Genomic DNA, 18,964 nt, shown 5'->3' with positions numbered 1-18,964 from the left:
TATTACCATGACAAGGTCACGGTGAGCTGATCGGAATACGTTCCTGCCGGGCTAAATCCGGTCAGTAGCGCCACGCCAAAAAGCGGCAGCGCGATGTTATTGCTGTTGCTATAGGTCACCGGTATCGCCTGGTTGACGCCAATCTCGCTGTTCGCGGCCAGCGAGCTGCTGCTGTAAAGCCGATATCCCACCACGTCGGCGCCGTTCGAGCGTTTCATGCGGCGAACGGTTGAATAATTCTGGCCGCCATTAATGCTCATGCTCAGCGCCACGCCTGGCGTGCAGGCGATAGACAAGGCCCCGTTTGGCACAAAACTGGTGCTGACCGGTGCGCTCTCAACGCCGTTATGGGTGCCAAAATCCAGCGTCCCGAGAAGCCCTCCGCTGCCGGTGGTCACCACACATCCCGGGACGATGGTCGCGCTGACTTTAAAGGACTGTGATGTCACCGCATTCGCCGCGGGCGTCATCAGCAATCCGACGATCAGCGCGAAAAAAGGCTGCACGTGTCCCTCTGCGCATATGCGCAGACCTGTGAGAGTTGCCTTCATGGCGGTGCAGGACTAATAGGTGACGCTGACGTTAATCGTGTCTGTGTAGGTTCCGGGTACGACCGTCACGCTGTTACCGCCGCCGGTAATACGTCCGTAGAGGGTGTAACTGTCTACCCCTCCCGCCGTAGAGGCGATCGGCAACGCGGTGTTATTGGCAATCACGCTGTTAAACCCGCTGTCGCTGTACAGGCTGTACGCCACGCCCTGTGCCGCGTTGGCGGTGTTAACCAGATAGCGGGCAGGTGTTCCTGGGGTGCCAACAACGGTACCGGGAGCGGTGGAGTTGGTGTTGCCAGTGATCGCCACCGTATAGCTGGCGGTCGTACATTGAATGGTGAAGGTGTTTCCGCCGCTGGCGCCGGTGAGCTGGGTGGTCAGAGTGGAAAACGTTGCGGGATGGGTGCCGAAATCCAGTGTCCCGAAGTTAATGCCGTTTTGCGTGGGCGATCCGTTTATCAGACAGCCGTTCGTGAGTGTCAGCGTCGCGCCGATGGTGCCGCTACTGGTGACGGCCAGCGCCTGATGGACCGTTGTCGCAGTCAGTAAGGTGCCTGCGCAGATCAAAAGGAGTTTTCTTTTCATTTACCACCCTCCAGAAGACGTCTCCGTTCCCTTGCCACATTTTATTTATTTCGTTCAAGATGTTAGCCCCGCTTAATGTTCCTCTGAGGGGGGTTATTGAGAATTTAGTTTACGGATATCGCTTCGACCACCTGCCCCTTAACGCATAAGCACTTTGTCTTATTGACTTCTTATTTCCTTAAATAACATGCAGTTAAAATCATTTTTTCCGCTTTTTTAATTTATTTTCTGAGAATATATCCATTAAAGTGTGATGCGGATCACAATATATCGTCATGGCAATAACAACAAAATTAATAAAACTTAAAAAGGAGTTGTATCCCCCTACGCTTTGCGTCAATTTATGTGCCGAATAATTTCCCGCGTCGTAATAAAAAATTTATATGTATCGCCGCGGGCTACATCTGAAGCGCATAGAGGGTCTTTTTTCGTGGCAAGTGCAAACAAACTCACACTCTTCATCGTGATATTCATGCTGGCGGGTATTCTTTCAGGGGCAGCAATTCATGAATATGCATCTGCGGATGCCATCAAAGCCTGGTCGGATAATATTACCCTTCTGACCGATATTTTCCTCCGACTGATCAAAATGGTCATTGCCCCCCTGGTGTTCAGTACGCTCACCGTCGGCATTATGAAGCTGGGCGAAACCTCTACCATTGGCCGCGTGGGCGGCAAAGCGATGGTATGGTTTATCAGCTCATCCGTGCTCTCTATTCTGGTCGGCCTGTTTATCGTCACGCTGGAGCATCCGGGAAGCGGGCTGAACCTGACCGTCCCGACTGAGGCGGTGGATACCGGTCTGGCCGTTGGGGGCATGACGCTGAAAGCGTTCCTGTCACACACCATTCCAACCAGCATCGCGGGGGCGATGTCGAACAATGAGATCCTGCAGATTGTGGTGTTCTCCATGTTCTTCGGCATTGGCGGCGCGTCGCTGGGGCAGAAATTCAATGCCCCACTGGTGGCTGCGCTGGACGTGGTTTCCCATATCATGCTGAAGGTCACGGGTTATGTGATGTACGTTGCGCCGCTGGCCATTTTCGCGGCAATCTCCTCCGTTATCGCCACGCAGGGTCTGGGTATTCTGTTGAACTATGCCTCCTTTATTGGCGGCTACTATGTTGCCATTCTTCTCACCTGCATGGTGCTGCTGGCCGTGGGTTACATGGTGCTGAAAAAAGAGGTGTTCCGCCTGGTCAGCATGCTGAAAGATCCGGTTCTGGTGGCGTTTACTACCAGCAGTTCTGAAGCGGCCTACCCTAAAACGCTGGAGCAGCTGGAGCGTTTTGGCTGCTCGCGCAACATCGCCTCTTTCGTGCTGCCGATTGGCTACTCCTTCAACCTGGTGGGGTCGATGGTGTACTGCTCTTTCGCCTCAATGTTTATCGCTCAGGCGTACAACATTCACCTGAGCTTCTCTGAAGTGACGGTGCTGATGCTGACCCTGATGCTGGCCTCAAAAGGGATTGCGGGCGTACCGCGCTCCTCGCTGGTGGTGCTGGCCGCGACGATCCCAAGCTTCAACATTCCGGTCGCTGGTATTTTGCTGCTGATGGGGATCGACCACTTCCTGGACATGGGCCGTTCCGCGATTAACGTGTTGGGGAATGGTATTGCGACCGCGATGCTGTCGCAGAATGAAGGTGCGCGGGAAGCGGACGCTGAGCTGGTAAAGCAGGAAGCTTAAGGGTATGAAAAAGCCGGGTGGCGGCTTCGCCTTACCCGGCCTACAAATGGCTCGAACACGTAGGCCGGGTAAGCGTCAGCGCCACCCGGCTTTGTTTTAGGCTACGTGACTCGCCGCGATATCCAGCAGCGCCATCTCATCGCTGTTCAGCAGCTTCTCAATGTTCACCAGAATCAGCATACGCTCGCCGAGCGCGCCCAGACCGGTCAGGTATTCGGTCGACAGCGTGACCGCAAACTCCGGCGCAGGACGAATCTGGTCAGAGGTCAGGGAAAGCACGTCAGACACGCCATCCACCACGATACCCACCACGCGCTGCCCCAGGTTCAGGACGATCACCACGGTGTTGTCGTTGTAATCAACGTCGCCCTGGCTGAACTTCACGCGCAGGTCCACGATGGGCACAATGACGCCACGCAGGTTGGTGACACCTTTAATAAACGCAGGCGTGTTAGCGATGCGGGTAACCTGGTCGTAACCACGGATTTCCTGCACTTTCAGGATATCGATGCCGTACTCTTCATCGCCTAAAGTGAATACCAGAAATTCCTGTCCTGATGGCTCGCCCGCCAGTTTCGTTACATTACTCATACCGGTCATGTTATTACCTTCTACTTAATCAGGCGGCTGTGTACGCCACACGTTGTTCACGATTTAATCCCTGAAGCGCCGACACATCGACGATCAGCGCCACGCTACCATCACCCAGAATGGTGGCGGCAGAAATACCCGGCACTTTGCGGTAGTTGCTTTCGAGGTTCTTCACCACCACCTGGTGCTGGCCAATCAGCTGATCGACCAGCAGCGCATAGCGGCGGCCCGCGCTTTGCAGGATCACCACGATACCCTGCGTGGCCTCGGTCTTCGCCCCGTCCACTTCGAACACTTTCCACAGTTCCACCAGCGGCAGGTACTCACCGCGAACCTCGAGCACGCGCTCGCCGCCCGCCAGCGGATGCAGATCTTCCTCACGCGGCTGCAGGGATTCCATCACCGCGTTCAGCGGCAGGATAAAGACTTCGTCCGCCACCTTGACGGACATGCCGTCGAGGATCGCCAGCGTCAGCGGCAGCAGGATGCGAATGGTGGTGCCGGAACCCTGTTTAGACTGGATTTCAACGTGGCCGCCCATCTCCTGGATGTTACGTTTCACCACGTCCATGCCCACGCCGCGCCCGGAGACGTCGGTCACCTGCTCTGCGGTAGAGAAGCCCGGCGCGAAGATCAGCATGCCCACTTCTTCGTCGGTCATGTTTTCATTGACCGCCATCCCCTGCGAAATCGCTTTTGCCAGGATGCGCTCGCGGTTCAGACCGGCGCCGTCATCGGTCACTTCGATACAAATGTTCCCGCCCTGGTGTTCCGCAGAGAGAATCAGGTTGCCGACCGGCGATTTCCCGGCGGCAATGCGGTTTTCCGGCAGTTCGATACCGTGGTCGAGGCTGTTACGCACCAGGTGCGTTAACGGGTCAATGATGCGCTCGATCAGGCTCTTATCCAGTTCGGTTGAGCTGCCCATCAGGGTCAGTTCAATCTGCTTGTTCAGCTTGCTGGCGAGATCGCGGACCAGACGCGGGAAGCGGCTAAAGACATATTCCATCGGCATCATACGGATGGACATGACCGATTCCTGCAGGTCGCGGGCGTTACGCTGCAGCTGGCCCATGCTGGTAATCAAATCCCCGTGGGTGACCGGGTCGAGTTCGTTTGAACGTTGCGCCAGCATCGACTGGGTGATCACCAGTTCGCCCACCAGGTTAATCAACTGGTCAACCTTCTCAACGGCAACACGGATGCTGGTCGACTCGCTGGAGCGCGCGGCAGGTTTTTCACCACGGCCCGGCGCAGCAGCTTCTTTTGGCACCGCCTTCAGCGCCGGGGCCGCTGGGGCCACAGCCGGTGCGGCGGCCTGGGCTACAACAGCCACCTCTTCCGCAGCCACAGGGGCGTCAACCGCGACAGTTTCGGTTTCGAAGGCGATTTGATCGGCTTCAATCACAAAGCACAGCACCGCCACGATATCGTCCTGGCCAATACCGTCATCAAGCGTCGCGGCCAGGCTGTCTTTGCCTTTTACCACGTTGCTTAATTTCGCCAGGTTACCCAGCTCTTCTTCCAGCAGGTTAACTTCATTCTCTTTCAGGCGAGACAGCACAACGCGCAGCTTGCCTGCCGGTGCGTCAGCAGGGGCAGACGCCTGCGCGGCAACCGTATCCACAACGCTCAGTTTTGCGGCAGGAACCACGGCTGCGGCAACCTCACCTTTTGCTTCCAGCGCGAGCTGGCGCAGCGCATTGCAGATGTATTCAAAGCTGGCGGCATCAGGCTCTGCCGAACTTTTATAGGCGTCGAGCTGTTCCTGCATAATATCTTTGGTTTCCAAAAACAGGTTGATAATGTCGGTATTGAGCTGCATCTCACCGCGTCGTGCTTCATCAAGCAGGTTTTCCATTAAATGGGTCGTTTCCTGCAGGATGGTAAATCCAAACGTTCCGGCTCCGCCTTTAATGGAATGCGCCGCACGGAAGATGGCATTGAGCTGCTCGGAATCCGGTGCTTCGGGCACCAAATCGAGCAAGTGTTGCTCCATATCGGCCAACAATTCGTCGGCTTCATCAAAGAATGTCTGGTAAAAATCGCTAATATCCATGCTCACGCTATCACCTCGGATTGGCTGGTGGCGATGTTGGAACGGCAGCCGAAGGAACGGCCCCAGGCTGTTTTAAATCGTCCAGTGACTCATTCTGACTTTCGGCGTTTTCATGCAGGATGGCCTGCTCCGCCTGCTGGTTCAGCACTAAAAGACTGATACGACGGTTGATGGCATCATCCGGCCCGCGGTCGGAAACGCGCATGGTTGCGGCCATGCCGACTACGCGCAGTACCTTGCCATCATCAAGCCCACCTACCACCAGCTCGCGACGCGAGGCGTTGGCACGATCGGCAGAAAGTTCCCAGTTGCTGTATCCCTTCTCCCCACTGGCGTACGGGAAATCGTCCGTGTGTCCTGACAGGCTGATTCGGTTAGGAATGCCGTTCAGCACAGGTGCAATGGCGCGGAGAATATCGCGCATGTACGGTTCAACTTCCGCACTCCCGGTTTTAAACATCGGGCGGTTCTGGCTGTCGATGATCTGGATACGCAGCCCTTCCTGCACCAGATCAATCTTCAGATGCGGTCGCAGCGCGCGCAGCTTCGGATCCGCTTCAATCAGCTGGTCGAGATCGCCACGCAGTTTCTTCAGGCGCGCCTGTTCCATCTTTCTCTTCAGCTCGTCGATGTTCGGCTCTTTTTTCACCTCACCCTTCTGCTGGGTGTAATCATCGCCGCCGCCCGGGATCGGGCTTTCGCTGTTAGAGATACGCGGTCCGCCAGCGACCGCCGTTGCCAGCGGCGTGCGGAAATACTCGGCAATCTGGATCAGTTCTTTTGGGCTGGAGATGGAGATCAGCCACATCACCAGAAAGAACGCCATCATTGCGGTCATAAAATCGGCGTACGCGATTTTCCACGAGCCGTGCGCGCCATGCCCACCGCCCTTGTGCTTGCGTTTTTTTACGATGACGATCGGATGGGACTGGTTTTTCATGCGTCCTCAGTTGTCGTCTGTTGGTTTGGGTTTTTCACCGCACGTACGTGTTCTTCAAGCTCGATAAACGACGGACGCTCGCTGGAGTAAAGCGTTTTACGGCCAAACTCAACCGCGATCGGTGGCGCATAACCGTTGAGGTTAGAGAGCAGCGTGATCTTCACGCACTGCATCATTTTGGTGGTTTCCGCGCTCTTCTGGCGCAGTACGCTGGCCAGCGGAGAGATGAAGCCATACGCCAGCAAAATACCGAGGAAGGTTCCCACCATCGCATGGGCAATCAGCGCACCGAGCTCCGCTGCCGGACGGTCTGCTGAGGCCAGCGCGTGAACCACCCCCATCACCGCAGCAACGATACCGAACGCCGGAAGCGAGTCGCCGACCAGCGCCAGGCTGTTGGCCGGTACTTCAGATTCGCTTTCATGGGTTTCAATTTCTTCATCCATCAGCGCTTCGATTTCGAAGGTATTCATGTTGCCGCTGATGATCAGTCGCAGATAGTCGACGATGAAATCCAGCATCATGGCATCAGCAAGAATGCGCGGATAGCTGGCAAAAATTTCGCTCTCTTTCGGGTTTTCAATATCCCGCTCGAGCGAGAACATGCCCTGCTGACGCGACTTCGCCATCAGGCGATAGAGCAGTGCCAGCAGATCCATATACATGCTTTTGGTGTATTTCGAGCGACGGAACAGCAATGGAATTGCTTTCAGCGTGCCCTTGATCGATTTACCGTTGTTACCAACGATAAAAGCCCCTACCCCTGCGCCGCCGATGATAATAAGTTCAGCCGGTTGATAGAGTGCTCCAAGGTGCCCGCCGGTCATCATGTAACCGCCGAAAACTGTACCGAGAACTACCAGGTAACCTAATAAGATAAGCACGACATCATCCTTCCGCTAGTGACTATGGCAAGGACGTCCAGCTCGCAGCGTTGACCGTTTACGGGGTAAAAAAAAGCAGCGGTAATCGCTTACCGCTGCTGGAATCTTTCCCACACGTTCGGGTTAAACAGCTTGTTCGATCTGTTCATCCAGCAGTTGTGGAATAATATCGGCAGCATCCCGGGAAAGTTTACGTCTTTTTACTGCGCGGGATGGAGGCTGACATAAACTACAGGCGAAGCTGCCTGCAGGCTGATGAGCATGGGTAATAAAATTGCCGTTGCAGCAGTTGCAGCGCGACAGCTCAAGCATTCCGCTCTCAACAAAACGCACCAGCGTCCATGCGCGGGTCAGCGCCAGCAGAGGACCTTCTTCCTGCTGTGGGCATTGTTCAAGGTAAAGTTTGTAGGCTTTGATCACGGCGTCAACGCCGCTACACAAACCGGTTTTGAGAAGATACTGCCAGGCATTACAGAACATGGAAGCGTGAATATTCTGCTCCCACGTCATAAACCAGTCGGTAGAAAACGGCAGCATGCCTTTCGGCGGGGGACTACCACGTAACTCTTTGTACAGTTTGATCAGACGGCCACGGCTCAACTGCGTCTCGCTTTCCAGCATTTGTAAACGAGCACCCAGTGTAATCAGCTCCATGGCTAACTGTATGTCACGCGCTTCCTGAACAATGCTTTTCTCGCTCATTGCTAGGCCCTTTTCTTACGGGCTACGTCATCAGGCTGGCTGATTTCGTTAAGCAAGCGAGTGGAAAGAAGAATACCGGTATGGATCTGTTGAAGATCGTCTACACGGGACTCCTGCGTCAGACGCGTTATTGTCTGTGAATCATCGAAACGGAACTGGCAAACCAGTTGATTCGTTTCAGCCAGTTTAACCATCTGCGGGAGGGTTAAGCCGCCCAGCATGGTTGCCATTTCTTCGTTAATACCCAGACGAAACATCGCGGACGCCTTGTCCTGACTAATCAAACGCTGCGCGAGCAGTAAATACGACAAATTGATGTCATAGATATGTTTTAGCAACTCGGATGTATGCATTGTTCCCATCCCGAATAACCAACTATTATTTTTATGCGGAAAGACCGCACCCCGTGATGTCGCCGGGAAATCACCCGGTATAAAAAAGAAAAGGCTAAATGCATAGTTGAATTTAGGTTTGTATTCATCGAAACGCGTAAGAGAGGAAACGCGAATGCGTCTCTTACATGTTTTATCATTTCTTACAAATAACTAAGATTTTTCCTAATTCGACGCAAACTCTACTCGTCAGTTTTGACACATACAATCCAGCCATCCTCAAATTTAAAAAAAATGTGATCCACGTCACACAATTTAAGTGAATATGACCCATAAATCCATCAGTATGACTTGTAATTTGTTCACTTATTGACCAATCGGCACTGTTTTGTATTCTTAATTGACGAATACTCATGCAGAAGGGGGATCAGAACTGGCATGCAATGTGCTTTTCCATCGGGGAGCATGGCGCGGAAACATTTACATCAAACACCCCTTCGGGAAACATTTTTCTTACTGTGAAAAAACATAGAGTTATGCAGGGAGCCTAAAAAAGATGTTTCAGTCCGTGATCATTCGAAATGATTTTGTAACGCGTAAAAACGATTCAACAGTCAAGGCATAAATTTGTGTGATTTACGTTAAGTTGTTAATTTTTTTCATTTAGGCCCATTTTTCAGTTATTCTTCTTATAAGAATAATTAATGAATAATTATGATAAGCTTCACACTAATGTCGTAATCAGCCCTTGCAGAACCCCGAAATTCGCGGTAAAGGTGATCAAACGCTGTCAGTCAGACACCCAAGGAGTGCGCCATGAGTTACTCCCATCTACTTGTTTCTGTTGCTGTTTCCCCAGAAAGCCATCAACTCGTCGCCCGGGCGGTGTCAATTGCCAGACCCCACAATGCCCGCATCAGCCTCATCACGCTTGCGGCCGAACCGGAGATGTATAATCAGCTGGCTGCCCCTATGCTGGAGGATATTCGTGAGGTACTTCAGGAGGAAACGCAGCAATTCCTGCGCGAGCTGGTAGAAAAGGCAGATTATCCCGTCTTTGAGACCGTTATTGCGACAGGAGAACTTAATGCCCATATTCTCGATATGTGTCGTAAACAGAATATTGATTTAGTGATATGCGGGAATCATAACCACAGCTTTTTATCGCGCGCAGCCTGCGCGGCGAAATCTATTGTCGCGTCAAGCCAGGTTGATGTGCTGTTAGTGCCGCTTGGGGGGCGTTAACCCCCCAGGGAAATATCAGGCAAGTTTAGGGAAGGTTGCGATCTTTTTTTGTAAATCGCCTTCATGGCTTTGTGGGGCGATATCGCGGAGATCCTGAATAAAACGCGCCTGCCAGTGGTTAATATCGTTTTCCCGGATCGTCTCCATCATTTCAGCATGGCGGGAAATACGCTCCGTGAGCGGCATGGTCAGCGCGCGGTTCAGGGCGTTAGCCACGTCATCGCGATCGTAAGGGTTCACAATCAGCGCCGACGTGAGCTCATTTGCGGCCCCGGCAAACTGGGAGAGCACCAGCACACCCGGATCGGCGGGGTCCTGCGCCGCCACGTATTCTTTCGCGACCAGGTTCATCCCGTCGCGCAGCGGCGTCACCAGGCCGACGTCCGCGTAGCGGAAGACCTTCATCAGGATCTTACGGTCAAAGTGCTGGTTCAGATAAAACAGCGGCGTCCAGCCCAGCTGCCCGTAGCGGCCATTAATCCGCCCTGCTTCTGTCTCCAGCTGATGGCGAATGTCCTGATAGGCCTGAACCTCACCGCGCGACGTCGGCGCAATCTGGGTATAACGGATTTTACCGTGATGCTCCGGATATTTATCCAGCAGCGTTTCATATGCCAGGAAGCGCTCCGGCAGGCCTTTGGAATAATCAAGACGCTCAACTGAGAAGATATTTTTCACGTGCTTGAGTTCATTCTTAAGCTGCGCCAGCTTTGGCGGCAGCGGGCCAGCGGCCTGCTCCGCGATTTCGTCAGGTTCAATCCCTATTGGATACACTTCGGTGTGGAACGTTTTTCCCCACGCCGTATGGGTTTTCCCGCCTTTGGTCACCAGACGCGCTTTCCCTGACACGGAGTCAAGGAATGCCAGTCGGTCATTTTCCGTCTGGAAGCCCAGCAAATCGTAGTCACACAGCGCCTCCAGCAGCTCTTCATGCGGCGGCAGCGCGGTAAAAATTTCCGGCGTCGGGAACGGGATGTGCAGGAAGAAGCCAATCCGGTTATTCACTCCCCTCTTTCGCAGCTCTCTGGCGAACGGCAGCAGGTGATAATCGTGGATCCATAAAATATCGTCTTCTTCTATTAAAGGCAGCAGTTTATCCGCCAGCAGCGCATTCACGCGCGCGTAGCCTTCGAAGGATTCACGCTGGAATTTGACCAGGTCAAGACGATAGTGAAACGCCGGCCACAGGACGGCATTCGAGAACTGCGAGTAATACTCGTCGTAGTCTTTCTCTTTCAGTGCAAACGACGCCCACGTGATGTTCCCACGCGTCACTTTTTTGAGCGGTTTCTCTTCTTCACTGATTTCTCCGCTCCAGCCAAACCACAGCCCGCCAGCGGCTTTCAAGGCACCTAACACCCCTACCGCCAGGCCACCCGCACTGGCTTTTTTATCATCAGGCGGTGCGATTCGGTTAGAGACGACGACTAAGCGACCCATAATGGTTTCCCCCTTTGTTTTGCGCTATTTGTTGTTGTTGCTGGTTAGCGATATCAGATACCCACTGCCAGACGCTGGCGACATCCGCCAGCCGCCATTCGGCGACAGTGTCACCAGGCCCTACCTTAACGGCGATCCCTCCGGCCTGATTAACCACACGGAACCCGGCCTCGTCGGTCAGGTCATCCCCAAAGAAAACAGGCGTCCGGCCCTTAAAAGGTGCCTCCGCCATAAATGCGGCGATGGCTGCGCCTTTATTAATCCCCTTCGGCTTTAACTCCACCACGCATTTGCCCGGCTGCAGCGCCAGCTGTGGATGTTCATCCGCAACCGTCTGCGCAAGCGCAAGCACGGCAGCTTCATGCTGCGGCGCCTGGCGATAATGCAGGGCAAAGGCCATGCCTTTGGCTTCCAGCTCGGTGCCAGGCAGGTCTGCCAGCGCAGCAGAGAGCTGCTTCTGGAGCGTTTGCGTGAGTGCGTCGGGGAGTGAAACGATATGCGTTTGATCATGGATGTCGCGGCGCTCCGCTCCGTGTACACCGGCCAGCGGAAAGTGGTATGGACTGGCGAGCAGATCCAGCTCGGCCATTGAGCGCCCTGATATCAATGCCAGTGCTCCCTCATTCATGAGCGAGAGCTGATGCAAATCCTGTAACACCGCCTCCGGAATAGACACCTGATCGGGGTGCGGTTTTATCCCGGCGAGCGTGCCGTCGAGATCAAAAAAGAAAGCATAGTGTCCGGGCAGTACAGGCGGTGCGGTTAACAAGTCAGCCACCCTTTTCCTCCTTACGGTTGACGAGAGGCAAACGCCTTTACCTCTTTCATAGCCATGTAAGTATAGACAGTGTGACGTCGCTCGCCATTTGACAACCGCCCCGCCAGTAAAACTGGCGGGGCGGTTAAGGGGTCAACTATGGTTATAAGTTGAGCAATAAAAGAGGTGCAAAGCGGTTACACGGTACGCTTCGCTTTTTGCTTGTAACGGTCGAAAATCACCGCTGCCAGCAGGATCAGACCACGCACCACGTACTGCGAGAACGGCGAAATATTCAGCAGGTTCATGGCGTTCTCTACCGTCCCTAAAATCAGGATACCGGCCACCACATATGAGATTTTTCCGATGCCGCCCTTGAGGGAAACGCCCCCTAACACGCAGGCCGAAATGACGATCAGCTCATAACCGATAGAGGTCATTGGCTGGCCGCTGGTCATACGCGACGCCAGAATAATCCCCGCCGCGGCAGAAACCAGTCCTGAAAGCACAAAGATAATAATCTTGGTGCGCACCACCGGCACCCCGGCCAGACGGGCGGCCTCTTCATTACCGCCAATCGCCAGCGTATTACGGCCAAAGGTGGTCCGGTTAAGCAGGAAGCCGAACAGGATCAGGCAGGCCACCGTCAGCCAGATAGGCGCAGGCAGACCCAGCCAGTTGGCGTACCCCAGCGTGAAGAAACGTTCGTCTTCAATCCCCACCGCTTTACCGTCAGAGATGATATAGGCCAGCCCGCGGACAATTTGCATTGTCGCAAGCGTCGTGATCAGGGCGTTAATCTTCAGGCGCGCGATGACAAAACCGTTCACCAGACCGCTGATGACGCCGAGTAACAGACCGGCAAGGACGCCAATCCACAGGCTCTCCGTCATGTTGATCACCACGGCCGTCGTGACGCCTGCGCAGGCAATCACCGACGCCACCGACAGGTCAAAATCGCCGGAGGCCAGGCAGAACAGCATCCCGCAGGCCACCATCCCGGACATGGAGATGGCGAGACCCAGCCCCTTCATATTAATGAAGGTGGCAAAATTGGGAACAAAGATCGCGCAGGCGACGAACAGTGCGGCAAAGACCACCAGCATGCCGTACTGATCCCAGATACGCCCAACGCTCAACGCCGACTTCGACTTCGGCACTCCGGATGTAGTAACAGAGGACATCATTAACTCCTTACTCAGGCGACGGCCTGGCTAACTTTAGGCATGGCGAGGTTCAACGCCTGTTGTTCATTCGCCTGTTCATGAAGTAATTCGCCGGCAATTTCGCCTTCACGCATCACCACAATGCGGTCGGCCACGCCAAGCACCTCCGGCAGATCGCTGGAGGCGAAAAGCACCGCCACGCCGCGTTTTGCCAGCTCATAGATCACGTTATAAATCTCGTGTTTTGCCCCCACGTCGATACCGCGCGTCGGCTCATCCAGTAAGATGACCTTCATATCCTCTGACAGCCAGCGGCCCAGAATGGCCTTCTGCTGGTTTCCGCCTGACAGATTCATGATCAGCTGTTCCGGACCCGGCGTTTTGATATTCAGTGAACGAATATGGTGGTCGGCGTTACTCGACTCCCAGCTATCGTTTATCAGGCAACCGGCGCGAATAAACTTACGCCGGGCGGAAATATTGATGTTGTCGCGCACCGAGTGCACCGGAATAATGCCCTCCGCTTTCCGGTCTTCCGGACAGAGCATCATCCCCGCCCTGATCGCGTGGGCTGGTTTCTGAATATCGATCCGCTCGCCGTCAATGGAGACCTGCCCATCGGTAATACGGGTACCGCCGAACAGACCTTTCATCAACTCGCTACGCCCCGCGCCCACCAGACCAAACAGGCCGACAATTTCACCGCTGCGTACGGATAACGAAATCGGCGTTCTGACGCCCGGCGCTTTTACGCTATCCAGGCGCAGGCGTTCCGGGCCGTACTGGCGCGGCTGCCAGTGATAGATATCACCCAGATCGCGTCCGACCATCGCCTGGACCAGTTGGTCATGGTTCACCTGCGCCATGTCGGTAAAGGTGCGCACATAGCGTCCATCTTTAAACACGGTGATGGCATCGCTCAGGGCAAATATCTCTTCCATGCGGTGCGACACGTACAGAATCGTCCGGCCTTCCTGACGCAATTCGCGGATCACGCGGAACAGATTTTCGATTTCCCGCTTCGAGAGCGAACTGGTGGGTTCATCGAAGGCAATAATTCTGGCGTTACGCGCCAGCGCCTTGGCAATTTCAACCATCTGCCACTGGCCGATGGAGAGATATTTCAGCGGCGTCTGGGGATCGACGTCCAGACCCAGATGTTTAAGCTGCAGCCCCGCTTCATAATTAAGTAGCGAACGATTCACCACGCCGCCTTTGTGCGGGAGCTGTCCTAAATAGATATTTTCCGCCACGGTCATCTCAGGGATGAGGTGCAACTCCTGATAGATAATGGCTACCCCGGCATTGAGCGCCGCCGTGGTATCGGCAAAAGCGACATCTTCGCCGCGGATCGCTAGCGTGCCGGTCGTGGGCGAGTAGTTGCCGCTGAGGATTTTCAACAGCGTCGATTTTCCCGCACCGTTTTCCCCCATCAGGGCATGAACCTGGCCGGCATAGCAGTCGAAGCTGATATCGGTCAGCGCGTTAACACCGGGGAAGGTTTTCCCGATGCCGCGAAAAGAGAGATACGGATCAGACTGTCGCATAACGTCTCCGTGATTCCTGTAGTGTGTACGTCAGGCCCCTCACGAAGGATGAGGGGCACAATCACCGCGTATTACTTCCCGCCCAGTCCTTTTTTCGCCAGCTCCTCTTTGAAGTTGTCGCGGGTGATCAGCACCACGTCGGTCACTTCGGTAAATTTCGGCGGTTCAGCCCCTTTGGTGACCCAGTTGTAGAGCATCTCGCTGGATTTGTAGCCGTGAACGTCCGGGCTTGGCAGCAGTGAACCGTAGAAGCCGGTTGCCTGCGCTTTGGACAGCTCGCTGACGGCGTCAACGCCGTTGATGCCAATCCCGATCACGTCAGGCGCTTTGAAGCCCTGACCTTCCGTCGCGCGCACCCCGCCCAGCACGGTGTTGTCGTTCATGCCGACCACCAGCCAGTGTTTGACTTCTGGATGCTGCACCAGCATGGAGTTCGCGGCGTCGAATGCGCCCGGGATATCGTTGGATTTGGTTGGGACTTTATAGATCTGTTTTTCCGGGAAGCCGGCTGCTTTCAGCGCGTCCATTGACCCGGTCGTACGACGACGTGCCGTGTCCAGCTCATCCGCAGTAATGGCCATCACCGCGGTCTCTTTGACATCCCAGCCGCGTTTTTGCATCTCTTTATAGAGTTCCTGGCCCTGACGCTCACCGATTTTGGTCGCCGCCATCATCACCAGCGGGACGCTGTCCATCGGCTTGCCTTTGGCGTTAACGAACTGATCGTCAACGGCGATGACCTTCATGTCATAGCCCCGGGCCTTGGCCGCGATGGCCGAGCCCAGCTTGGGATCCGGCGTGCAGATCACAAAACCTTTCGCGCCGCTGGCTGCCAGGCTGTCGATGGCGTTCAGGGTTTTCTCACCGTCAGGCACGGCGATTTTAATCACTTCAAAACCTAAGTCTTTCCCGGCCTTATCGGCGAATTTCCACTCCGTCTGGAACCAGGGCTCTTCAGGCTGTTTTACCAAAAAACCGAGTTTTAAATTCTCAGCAATAGCGGATTGTGACATAACGGCAGCCAGACCGATGGCCGCCAGCGCTTTAGTAAATTTGTGCATGGTAAACTCCAGCTTTAGCTTTCTTTTCTGTAGGGAATATTTGCGTACTTCTTTATTTAATCGGACTTAAAACAAGGCATTAGCGCTTACCTCGTCATAAGCGTTATTGCTGGTGATAGTTTTAGCGGGAAATTAATCCTCCATAAGAGAGCCCCATCACACCGCAGAATTACAGTAATTGCGTACATAAATTCAGCGAAAAATGACATAAAAAAGGCAGTATTTGTCAGACAAATGAAACGAGGGTAAGCAGGATTATCCATAAGATTAGCTAAGATATCCCTGATCCCTTTTAACAGGCGTGAGGACCCCAGACGTCAGAACGCTGCAGCATGTTTTTCATCAAAAACGCAGCACGTCCGGAGCGTTATTTACTTCGTAGAATTTGATTTAGCGCAATTTCATTAATGCATCATATATTCGAAATAATTCATCCGTAATTCATTCTTTTACGGAGCATTATTCCGGCTTAATATCCCCAAAAGAGTAACAGTATATCTCTTCGGTAAAAGCCATTAATTATCAATGGATTAATGAAAGGGAAATTGATGGCGAGCTAATTGTATTTCTGTACTATATTAAAGTTTGTAATGTATGGTAAACACAGCCTATTTAAGAGTTTTCTTAGACCACAGACAAGGGTATGCTTATTTATATCGAACACAGGAAGTGAATTTCGGTCGACTTCGTTTACTGCAGAAAACGTATTTCTGCTCTTTTTCTTCGTATTTGCCTGACGCTCAGGTTAAGCAACGGACATCACGTCCCACCGTCAATAAGGATATGAGTATGGCTACCCAAACGATGATGCAAAAACTTAACGCGCAGATGAACCTTGAGTTCTATGCCTCCAATCTGCACCTGCACTTAAGTGCGTGGTGCGCTGAGAACAGTCTCACGGGGTCTGCCACCTTCTTTCGCTCTCAGGCGCAAAGTAACGTCACCCATATGATGCGGGTCTTTAACTTCCTGAAGGCCTCAGGGGCGAATCCTGTCGTTAAAGCCCTTGATGGGATCAACGAGAGCTATTCTTGCCTGGAAGAACTGTTTCAGAAGACGCTTGAAGAGTATGAACAACGCTGCAGCACCCTCAACAAACTGGCTGATGAAGCCAAAGCGCAGCAGGATATTACGACGCTCAGATTCTTACGCGATATGGACAAAGAGCAGCAGCAGGATGGCCTGCTGCTTAAGACGCTGGCGGATGAGATCCATAATGCGCAGCAGGCAGGTTTATGTCCTGAGCAGACCGACCGTCACCTGCTCGACATTGTGGCGGTGCAGCACCACTGAGTTTTTGGCCTGCTTCCGTCCCGGGGAGCAGGTCCCCTTCCCCTCTCCAATCTTCTGCTTTTGCTGAAATTTAACAAATCAGATCTGGCTCCCAATGATTAACCACACAACGTGTGATGATTTATTTAATTACATAATCATTGACGAGGGAGCATCATGATCACCATTGAGTTTGTTGTCATTCTCCTCTGCCTGCTGACGGGTACGCGTTTCGGCGGGATGGGGCTTGGGTTAATCAGCGGTATTGGTCTTTTTATTTTATGTTTCGTCTTTGGTCTGCAGCCGGGTAAACCCCCGGTTGACGTCATGCTGACCATTCTCGCGGTGATTGGTTGTGCCGCTACCCTGCAAACGGCGGGGGGCCTCAACGTCATGATGCAGTTTGCGGAACGCCTGCTGCGCAAACACCCGCAGCACATCACCCTGCTCGCTCCGTTTACCACCTGGATGCTGACCTTTCTGTGCGGCACCGGCCATGTGGTCTACACCATGTTCCCCATCATAGCGGATATCGCGTTGAAAAAAGGGATCCGCCCGGAGCGCCCCATGGCCGTGGCATCGGTGGCATCGCAGATGGCGATCACGGCCTCCCCCGTTTCCGTTGCCGTCGTGTCGCTGGTGTCCATCCTGGCGGCCCAGCATGGGATCGGCCACGGGTGGGGAATTCTGGAAATTCTCGCCGTGTCGGTTCCCGCTTCACTTTTCGGAGTGGCCATTGCGGCCCTGTGGAGTTTACGCCGTGGGAAAGATTTGGCCGACGACACGGAGTTCCAGGAAAAGCTGAACGATCCTAAACAACGTGAATTTATCTATGGCGGAACGGAGACGTTAATGAATCAGCGTTTCCCAAAACAGGCCTACTGGTCCACGTGGATTTTCTTTGCCGGTATTGCCGTGGTCGTTCTGCTGGGGGCCTTCCCTGAGCTGCGCCCGGCCTTTGAACTGAAAGGCAAAATGACGGCCCTGTCGATGAACCTTGTCATCCAGATGATGATGTTAATTGCGGGTGCCGTGATGCTGATGGTCTGTAAGGTCAATGCCTCCGCGATTTCTAACGGCGCGGTGTTCAAGGCCGGTATGGTCGCGATCTTCTCGGTATTTGGCGTGGCGTGGATGAGCGATACTTTTTTCCAGGCGCATCTCGACGAGTTAAAGCTGGCGCTGGAGGGCGTGGTGAAAAGCCACCCGTGGACATATGCGATTGTGCTGTTTCTGGTGTCAAAACTGGTGAACAGCCAGGCGGCGGCGCTGACGGCGGTTGCGCCGATGGGGTTGATGTTGGGCATCGATCCGAAAATGCTGATCGCCTTTTTCCCGGCGTCATACGGTTATTTTGTCCTGCCGACCTATCCCAGCGATTTGGCCTGCATCGGCTTTGACCGGTCAGGCACGACCCGCATCGGGAAATTTATCATCAACCACAGCTTCATTTTGCCAGGGCTGATTGGGGTGAGCTGCGCCTGTGCGGCGAGCTACCTGCTGGTTCAGACGTTCTTCTGATAGCATCAAAGGGCGACACATGCCGTCGCCCATTTCCCTGCTTTAGTGAGACTCACCCTGCGGCGTGAATCGCAGCTCGATCAGCGCGATGGCTTTCTGGATCGCACGCAGTGTAACCGGGTCAGCGGCAGCAGGATGGCTGGCGAAGTCGATGTTTTTCAGCTGCGTAGACATCTTCTCGCGCACTTCAACCGGCGCAATCACGTCCAGAACATCGAGGATTTGTTTGATAACCAGCTGGCAGGCGACAACGTCAGAGACCAGTTCCTGATCGGCGCTCAGGTTTTGTGACATGGGGGTTTTCTCCTTATTTAAAGGCCGCCATAGTACCAAAACACGCCCCCTGACATCTTCCCTTCATCGGCTGCAGGTACAAAAAAACCCGCCGAAGCAGGTTTTTTTATCAGAACATGGCGCCCGGCGGCACGTCTTTGAAGGTGCGGCAGTAATTGGCCCACATACTTTTCAGGATTTTGCGCAGTTTCACGATGATGCTCCATTAACTTGTTATACAACTTTATCGTCAACCTGCTTATAATATGACCGCCATCACAAAAATCAATACTTTTGTGACAAACATCACAATTTAATCAGCCAGTGGCCTGATGGCGATCACCTCTG

19 protein-coding genes are annotated in these 18,964 nt (G+C 53.8%); 4 read left to right on the top strand and 15 right to left on the bottom strand.

Annotated elements, in window-relative coordinates; all coding sequences use genetic code 11:
• Window positions 1-2: 2 nt before the first annotated feature.
• Window positions 3-551 carry a spore coat U domain-containing protein gene (locus tag BFG58_RS00580; protein ID WP_045908190.1) on the bottom strand — a complete coding sequence of 183 codons (549 nt, stop codon included), beginning with the start codon at window positions 549-551 and terminating at the stop codon, window positions 3-5.
• Window positions 552-563: 12 nt separating this feature from the next.
• Window positions 564-1,136: a spore coat protein U domain-containing protein gene (locus BFG58_RS00575; RefSeq protein ID WP_008500422.1), complete on the bottom strand. Its 573-nt coding sequence runs from the start codon at window positions 1,134-1,136 to the stop codon at window positions 564-566.
• Between the two features lie 430 nt (window positions 1,137-1,566).
• Here BFG58_RS00575 and BFG58_RS00570 point away from each other — a divergent pair, with 430 nt between their 5' ends.
• Window positions 1,567-2,826, top strand: coding sequence for a dicarboxylate/amino acid:cation symporter (locus BFG58_RS00570; protein WP_028015965.1), 1,260 nt, complete (start codon window positions 1,567-1,569; stop codon window positions 2,824-2,826).
• A gap of 96 nt (window positions 2,827-2,922) precedes the next feature.
• Here the strand turns inward: BFG58_RS00570 and cheW are convergent, their stop codons facing one another.
• The 6 genes from cheW to flhD all read right to left on the bottom strand — a co-directional run bounded on the left by cheW (window position 2,923) and on the right by flhD (window position 8,355).
• Entirely contained in the window at window positions 2,923-3,426 is a 504-nt protein-coding gene (gene cheW, locus BFG58_RS00565; protein WP_008500420.1) for a chemotaxis protein CheW, read from the bottom strand.
• A gap of 19 nt (window positions 3,427-3,445) precedes the next feature.
• A complete protein-coding gene (gene cheA / locus BFG58_RS00560; protein ID WP_069718977.1) occupies window positions 3,446-5,482 on the bottom strand; it encodes a chemotaxis protein CheA in 2,037 nt (678 codons plus the stop codon).
• A gap of 4 nt (window positions 5,483-5,486) precedes the next feature.
• Window positions 5,487-6,416, bottom strand: coding sequence for a flagellar motor protein MotB (gene motB, locus BFG58_RS00555; RefSeq protein WP_032658606.1), 930 nt, complete (start codon window positions 6,414-6,416; stop codon window positions 5,487-5,489).
• A complete protein-coding gene (gene motA / locus BFG58_RS00550) occupies window positions 6,413-7,300 on the bottom strand; it encodes a flagellar motor stator protein MotA (RefSeq protein WP_008500417.1) in 888 nt (295 codons plus the stop codon). The genes motB and motA overlap by 4 nt, the downstream gene beginning before the upstream one ends.
• 123 nt (window positions 7,301-7,423) lie before the next feature.
• A complete protein-coding gene (flhC, locus tag BFG58_RS00545) occupies window positions 7,424-8,002 on the bottom strand; it encodes a flagellar transcriptional regulator FlhC (protein ID WP_008500416.1) in 579 nt (192 codons plus the stop codon).
• Between the two features lie 2 nt (window positions 8,003-8,004).
• A complete protein-coding gene (flhD, locus tag BFG58_RS00540; RefSeq protein WP_008500415.1) occupies window positions 8,005-8,355 on the bottom strand; it encodes a flagellar transcriptional regulator FlhD in 351 nt (116 codons plus the stop codon).
• Between the two features lie 795 nt (window positions 8,356-9,150).
• On the opposite strand from flhD, the gene uspC reads away from it, so the two are divergent.
• A complete protein-coding gene (gene uspC / locus BFG58_RS00535) occupies window positions 9,151-9,579 on the top strand; it encodes a universal stress protein UspC (protein WP_045908186.1) in 429 nt (142 codons plus the stop codon).
• 15 nt (window positions 9,580-9,594) lie between these two features.
• Here uspC and otsA read toward each other — a convergent pair whose 3' ends face one another.
• From otsA to araF, 5 genes are all read right to left on the bottom strand, one after another.
• Window positions 9,595-11,019, bottom strand: a complete 1,425-nt coding sequence (gene otsA, locus BFG58_RS00530) for an alpha,alpha-trehalose-phosphate synthase (RefSeq protein ID WP_069718976.1) — start codon at window positions 11,017-11,019, stop codon at window positions 9,595-9,597.
• Window positions 10,994-11,797 carry a trehalose-phosphatase gene (gene otsB / locus BFG58_RS00525; RefSeq protein ID WP_045908184.1) on the bottom strand — a complete coding sequence of 268 codons (804 nt, stop codon included), beginning with the start codon at window positions 11,795-11,797 and terminating at the stop codon, window positions 10,994-10,996. The genes otsA and otsB overlap by 26 nt, the downstream gene beginning before the upstream one ends.
• Window positions 11,798-11,973: 176 nt before the next feature.
• The gene (araH, locus tag BFG58_RS00520) at window positions 11,974-12,963 is read right to left on the bottom strand and encodes an L-arabinose ABC transporter permease AraH (RefSeq protein ID WP_175430159.1); all 990 of its coding nucleotides are present in this window, start codon (window positions 12,961-12,963) and stop codon (window positions 11,974-11,976) included.
• 11 nt (window positions 12,964-12,974) lie between these two features.
• Window positions 12,975-14,489: an L-arabinose ABC transporter ATP-binding protein AraG gene (araG, locus tag BFG58_RS00515; protein ID WP_069718975.1), complete on the bottom strand. Its 1,515-nt coding sequence runs from the start codon at window positions 14,487-14,489 to the stop codon at window positions 12,975-12,977.
• Between the two features lie 71 nt (window positions 14,490-14,560).
• Complete coding sequence (gene araF / locus BFG58_RS00510; protein ID WP_008500409.1) at window positions 14,561-15,550, bottom strand: arabinose ABC transporter substrate-binding protein AraF; 990 nt, start codon at window positions 15,548-15,550, stop codon at window positions 14,561-14,563.
• Window positions 15,551-16,339: 789 nt separating this feature from the next.
• Between araF and BFG58_RS00505 the strand changes: the two genes are divergently transcribed.
• Both BFG58_RS00505 and BFG58_RS00500 read left to right on the top strand, forming a co-directional pair.
• Entirely contained in the window at window positions 16,340-16,843 is a 504-nt protein-coding gene (locus BFG58_RS00505; protein WP_045908180.1) for a non-heme ferritin-like protein, read from the top strand.
• Between the two features lie 156 nt (window positions 16,844-16,999).
• On the top strand, window positions 17,000-18,343 hold the full coding sequence (locus BFG58_RS00500; RefSeq protein WP_069718974.1) for an anaerobic C4-dicarboxylate transporter: 1,344 nt from the start codon (window positions 17,000-17,002) through the stop codon (window positions 18,341-18,343).
• 42 nt (window positions 18,344-18,385) lie between these two features.
• Here BFG58_RS00500 and BFG58_RS00495 read toward each other — a convergent pair whose 3' ends face one another.
• Both BFG58_RS00495 and azuC read right to left on the bottom strand, forming a co-directional pair.
• A complete protein-coding gene (locus BFG58_RS00495; protein ID WP_008500405.1) occupies window positions 18,386-18,637 on the bottom strand; it encodes a DUF2766 family protein in 252 nt (83 codons plus the stop codon).
• 109 nt (window positions 18,638-18,746) lie between these two features.
• Window positions 18,747-18,830, bottom strand: a complete 84-nt coding sequence (gene azuC / locus BFG58_RS23670; RefSeq protein ID WP_014884364.1) for a stress response protein AzuC — start codon at window positions 18,828-18,830, stop codon at window positions 18,747-18,749.
• Between the last annotated feature and the right edge of the window lie 134 nt (window positions 18,831-18,964).

This window comes from Enterobacter sp. ku-bf2 (assembly GCF_001742765.1).
Classification (GTDB): Bacteria; Pseudomonadota; Gammaproteobacteria; order Enterobacterales; family Enterobacteriaceae; genus Enterobacter; species Enterobacter quasiroggenkampii.
This window is presented reverse-complemented; position numbering and strand designations above follow the sequence as displayed.

Bases quoted from the DNA above. Each gene is read 5' to 3' on its own strand.
- BFG58_RS00580 (WP_045908190.1), bottom strand. From the start codon at position 551: ATGAAGGCAACTCTCACAGGTCTGCGCATATGCGCAGAGGGACACGTG.
- BFG58_RS00575 (WP_008500422.1), bottom strand. From the start codon at position 1,136: ATGAAAAGAAAACTCCTTTTGATCTGCGCAGGCACCTTACTGACTGCG.
- cheW (WP_008500420.1), bottom strand. From the start codon at position 3,426: ATGACCGGTATGAGTAATGTAACGAAACTGGCGGGCGAGCCATCAGGA.
- motB (WP_032658606.1), bottom strand. From the start codon at position 6,416: ATGAAAAACCAGTCCCATCCGATCGTCATCGTAAAAAAACGCAAGCAC.
- flhC (WP_008500416.1), bottom strand. From the start codon at position 8,002: ATGAGCGAGAAAAGCATTGTTCAGGAAGCGCGTGACATACAGTTAGCC.
- flhD (WP_008500415.1), bottom strand. From the start codon at position 8,355: ATGCATACATCCGAGTTGCTAAAACATATCTATGACATCAATTTGTCG.
- uspC (WP_045908186.1), top strand. From the start codon at position 9,151: ATGAGTTACTCCCATCTACTTGTTTCTGTTGCTGTTTCCCCAGAAAGC.
- otsA (WP_069718976.1), bottom strand. From the start codon at position 11,019: ATGGGTCGCTTAGTCGTCGTCTCTAACCGAATCGCACCGCCTGATGAT.
- araH (WP_175430159.1), bottom strand. From the start codon at position 12,963: ATGATGTCCTCTGTTACTACATCCGGAGTGCCGAAGTCGAAGTCGGCG.
- araG (WP_069718975.1), bottom strand. From the start codon at position 14,489: ATGCGACAGTCTGATCCGTATCTCTCTTTTCGCGGCATCGGGAAAACC.
- araF (WP_008500409.1), bottom strand. From the start codon at position 15,550: ATGCACAAATTTACTAAAGCGCTGGCGGCCATCGGTCTGGCTGCCGTT.
- BFG58_RS00505 (WP_045908180.1), top strand. From the start codon at position 16,340: ATGGCTACCCAAACGATGATGCAAAAACTTAACGCGCAGATGAACCTT.
- BFG58_RS00500 (WP_069718974.1), top strand. From the start codon at position 17,000: ATGATCACCATTGAGTTTGTTGTCATTCTCCTCTGCCTGCTGACGGGT.
- BFG58_RS00495 (WP_008500405.1), bottom strand. From the start codon at position 18,637: ATGTCACAAAACCTGAGCGCCGATCAGGAACTGGTCTCTGACGTTGTC.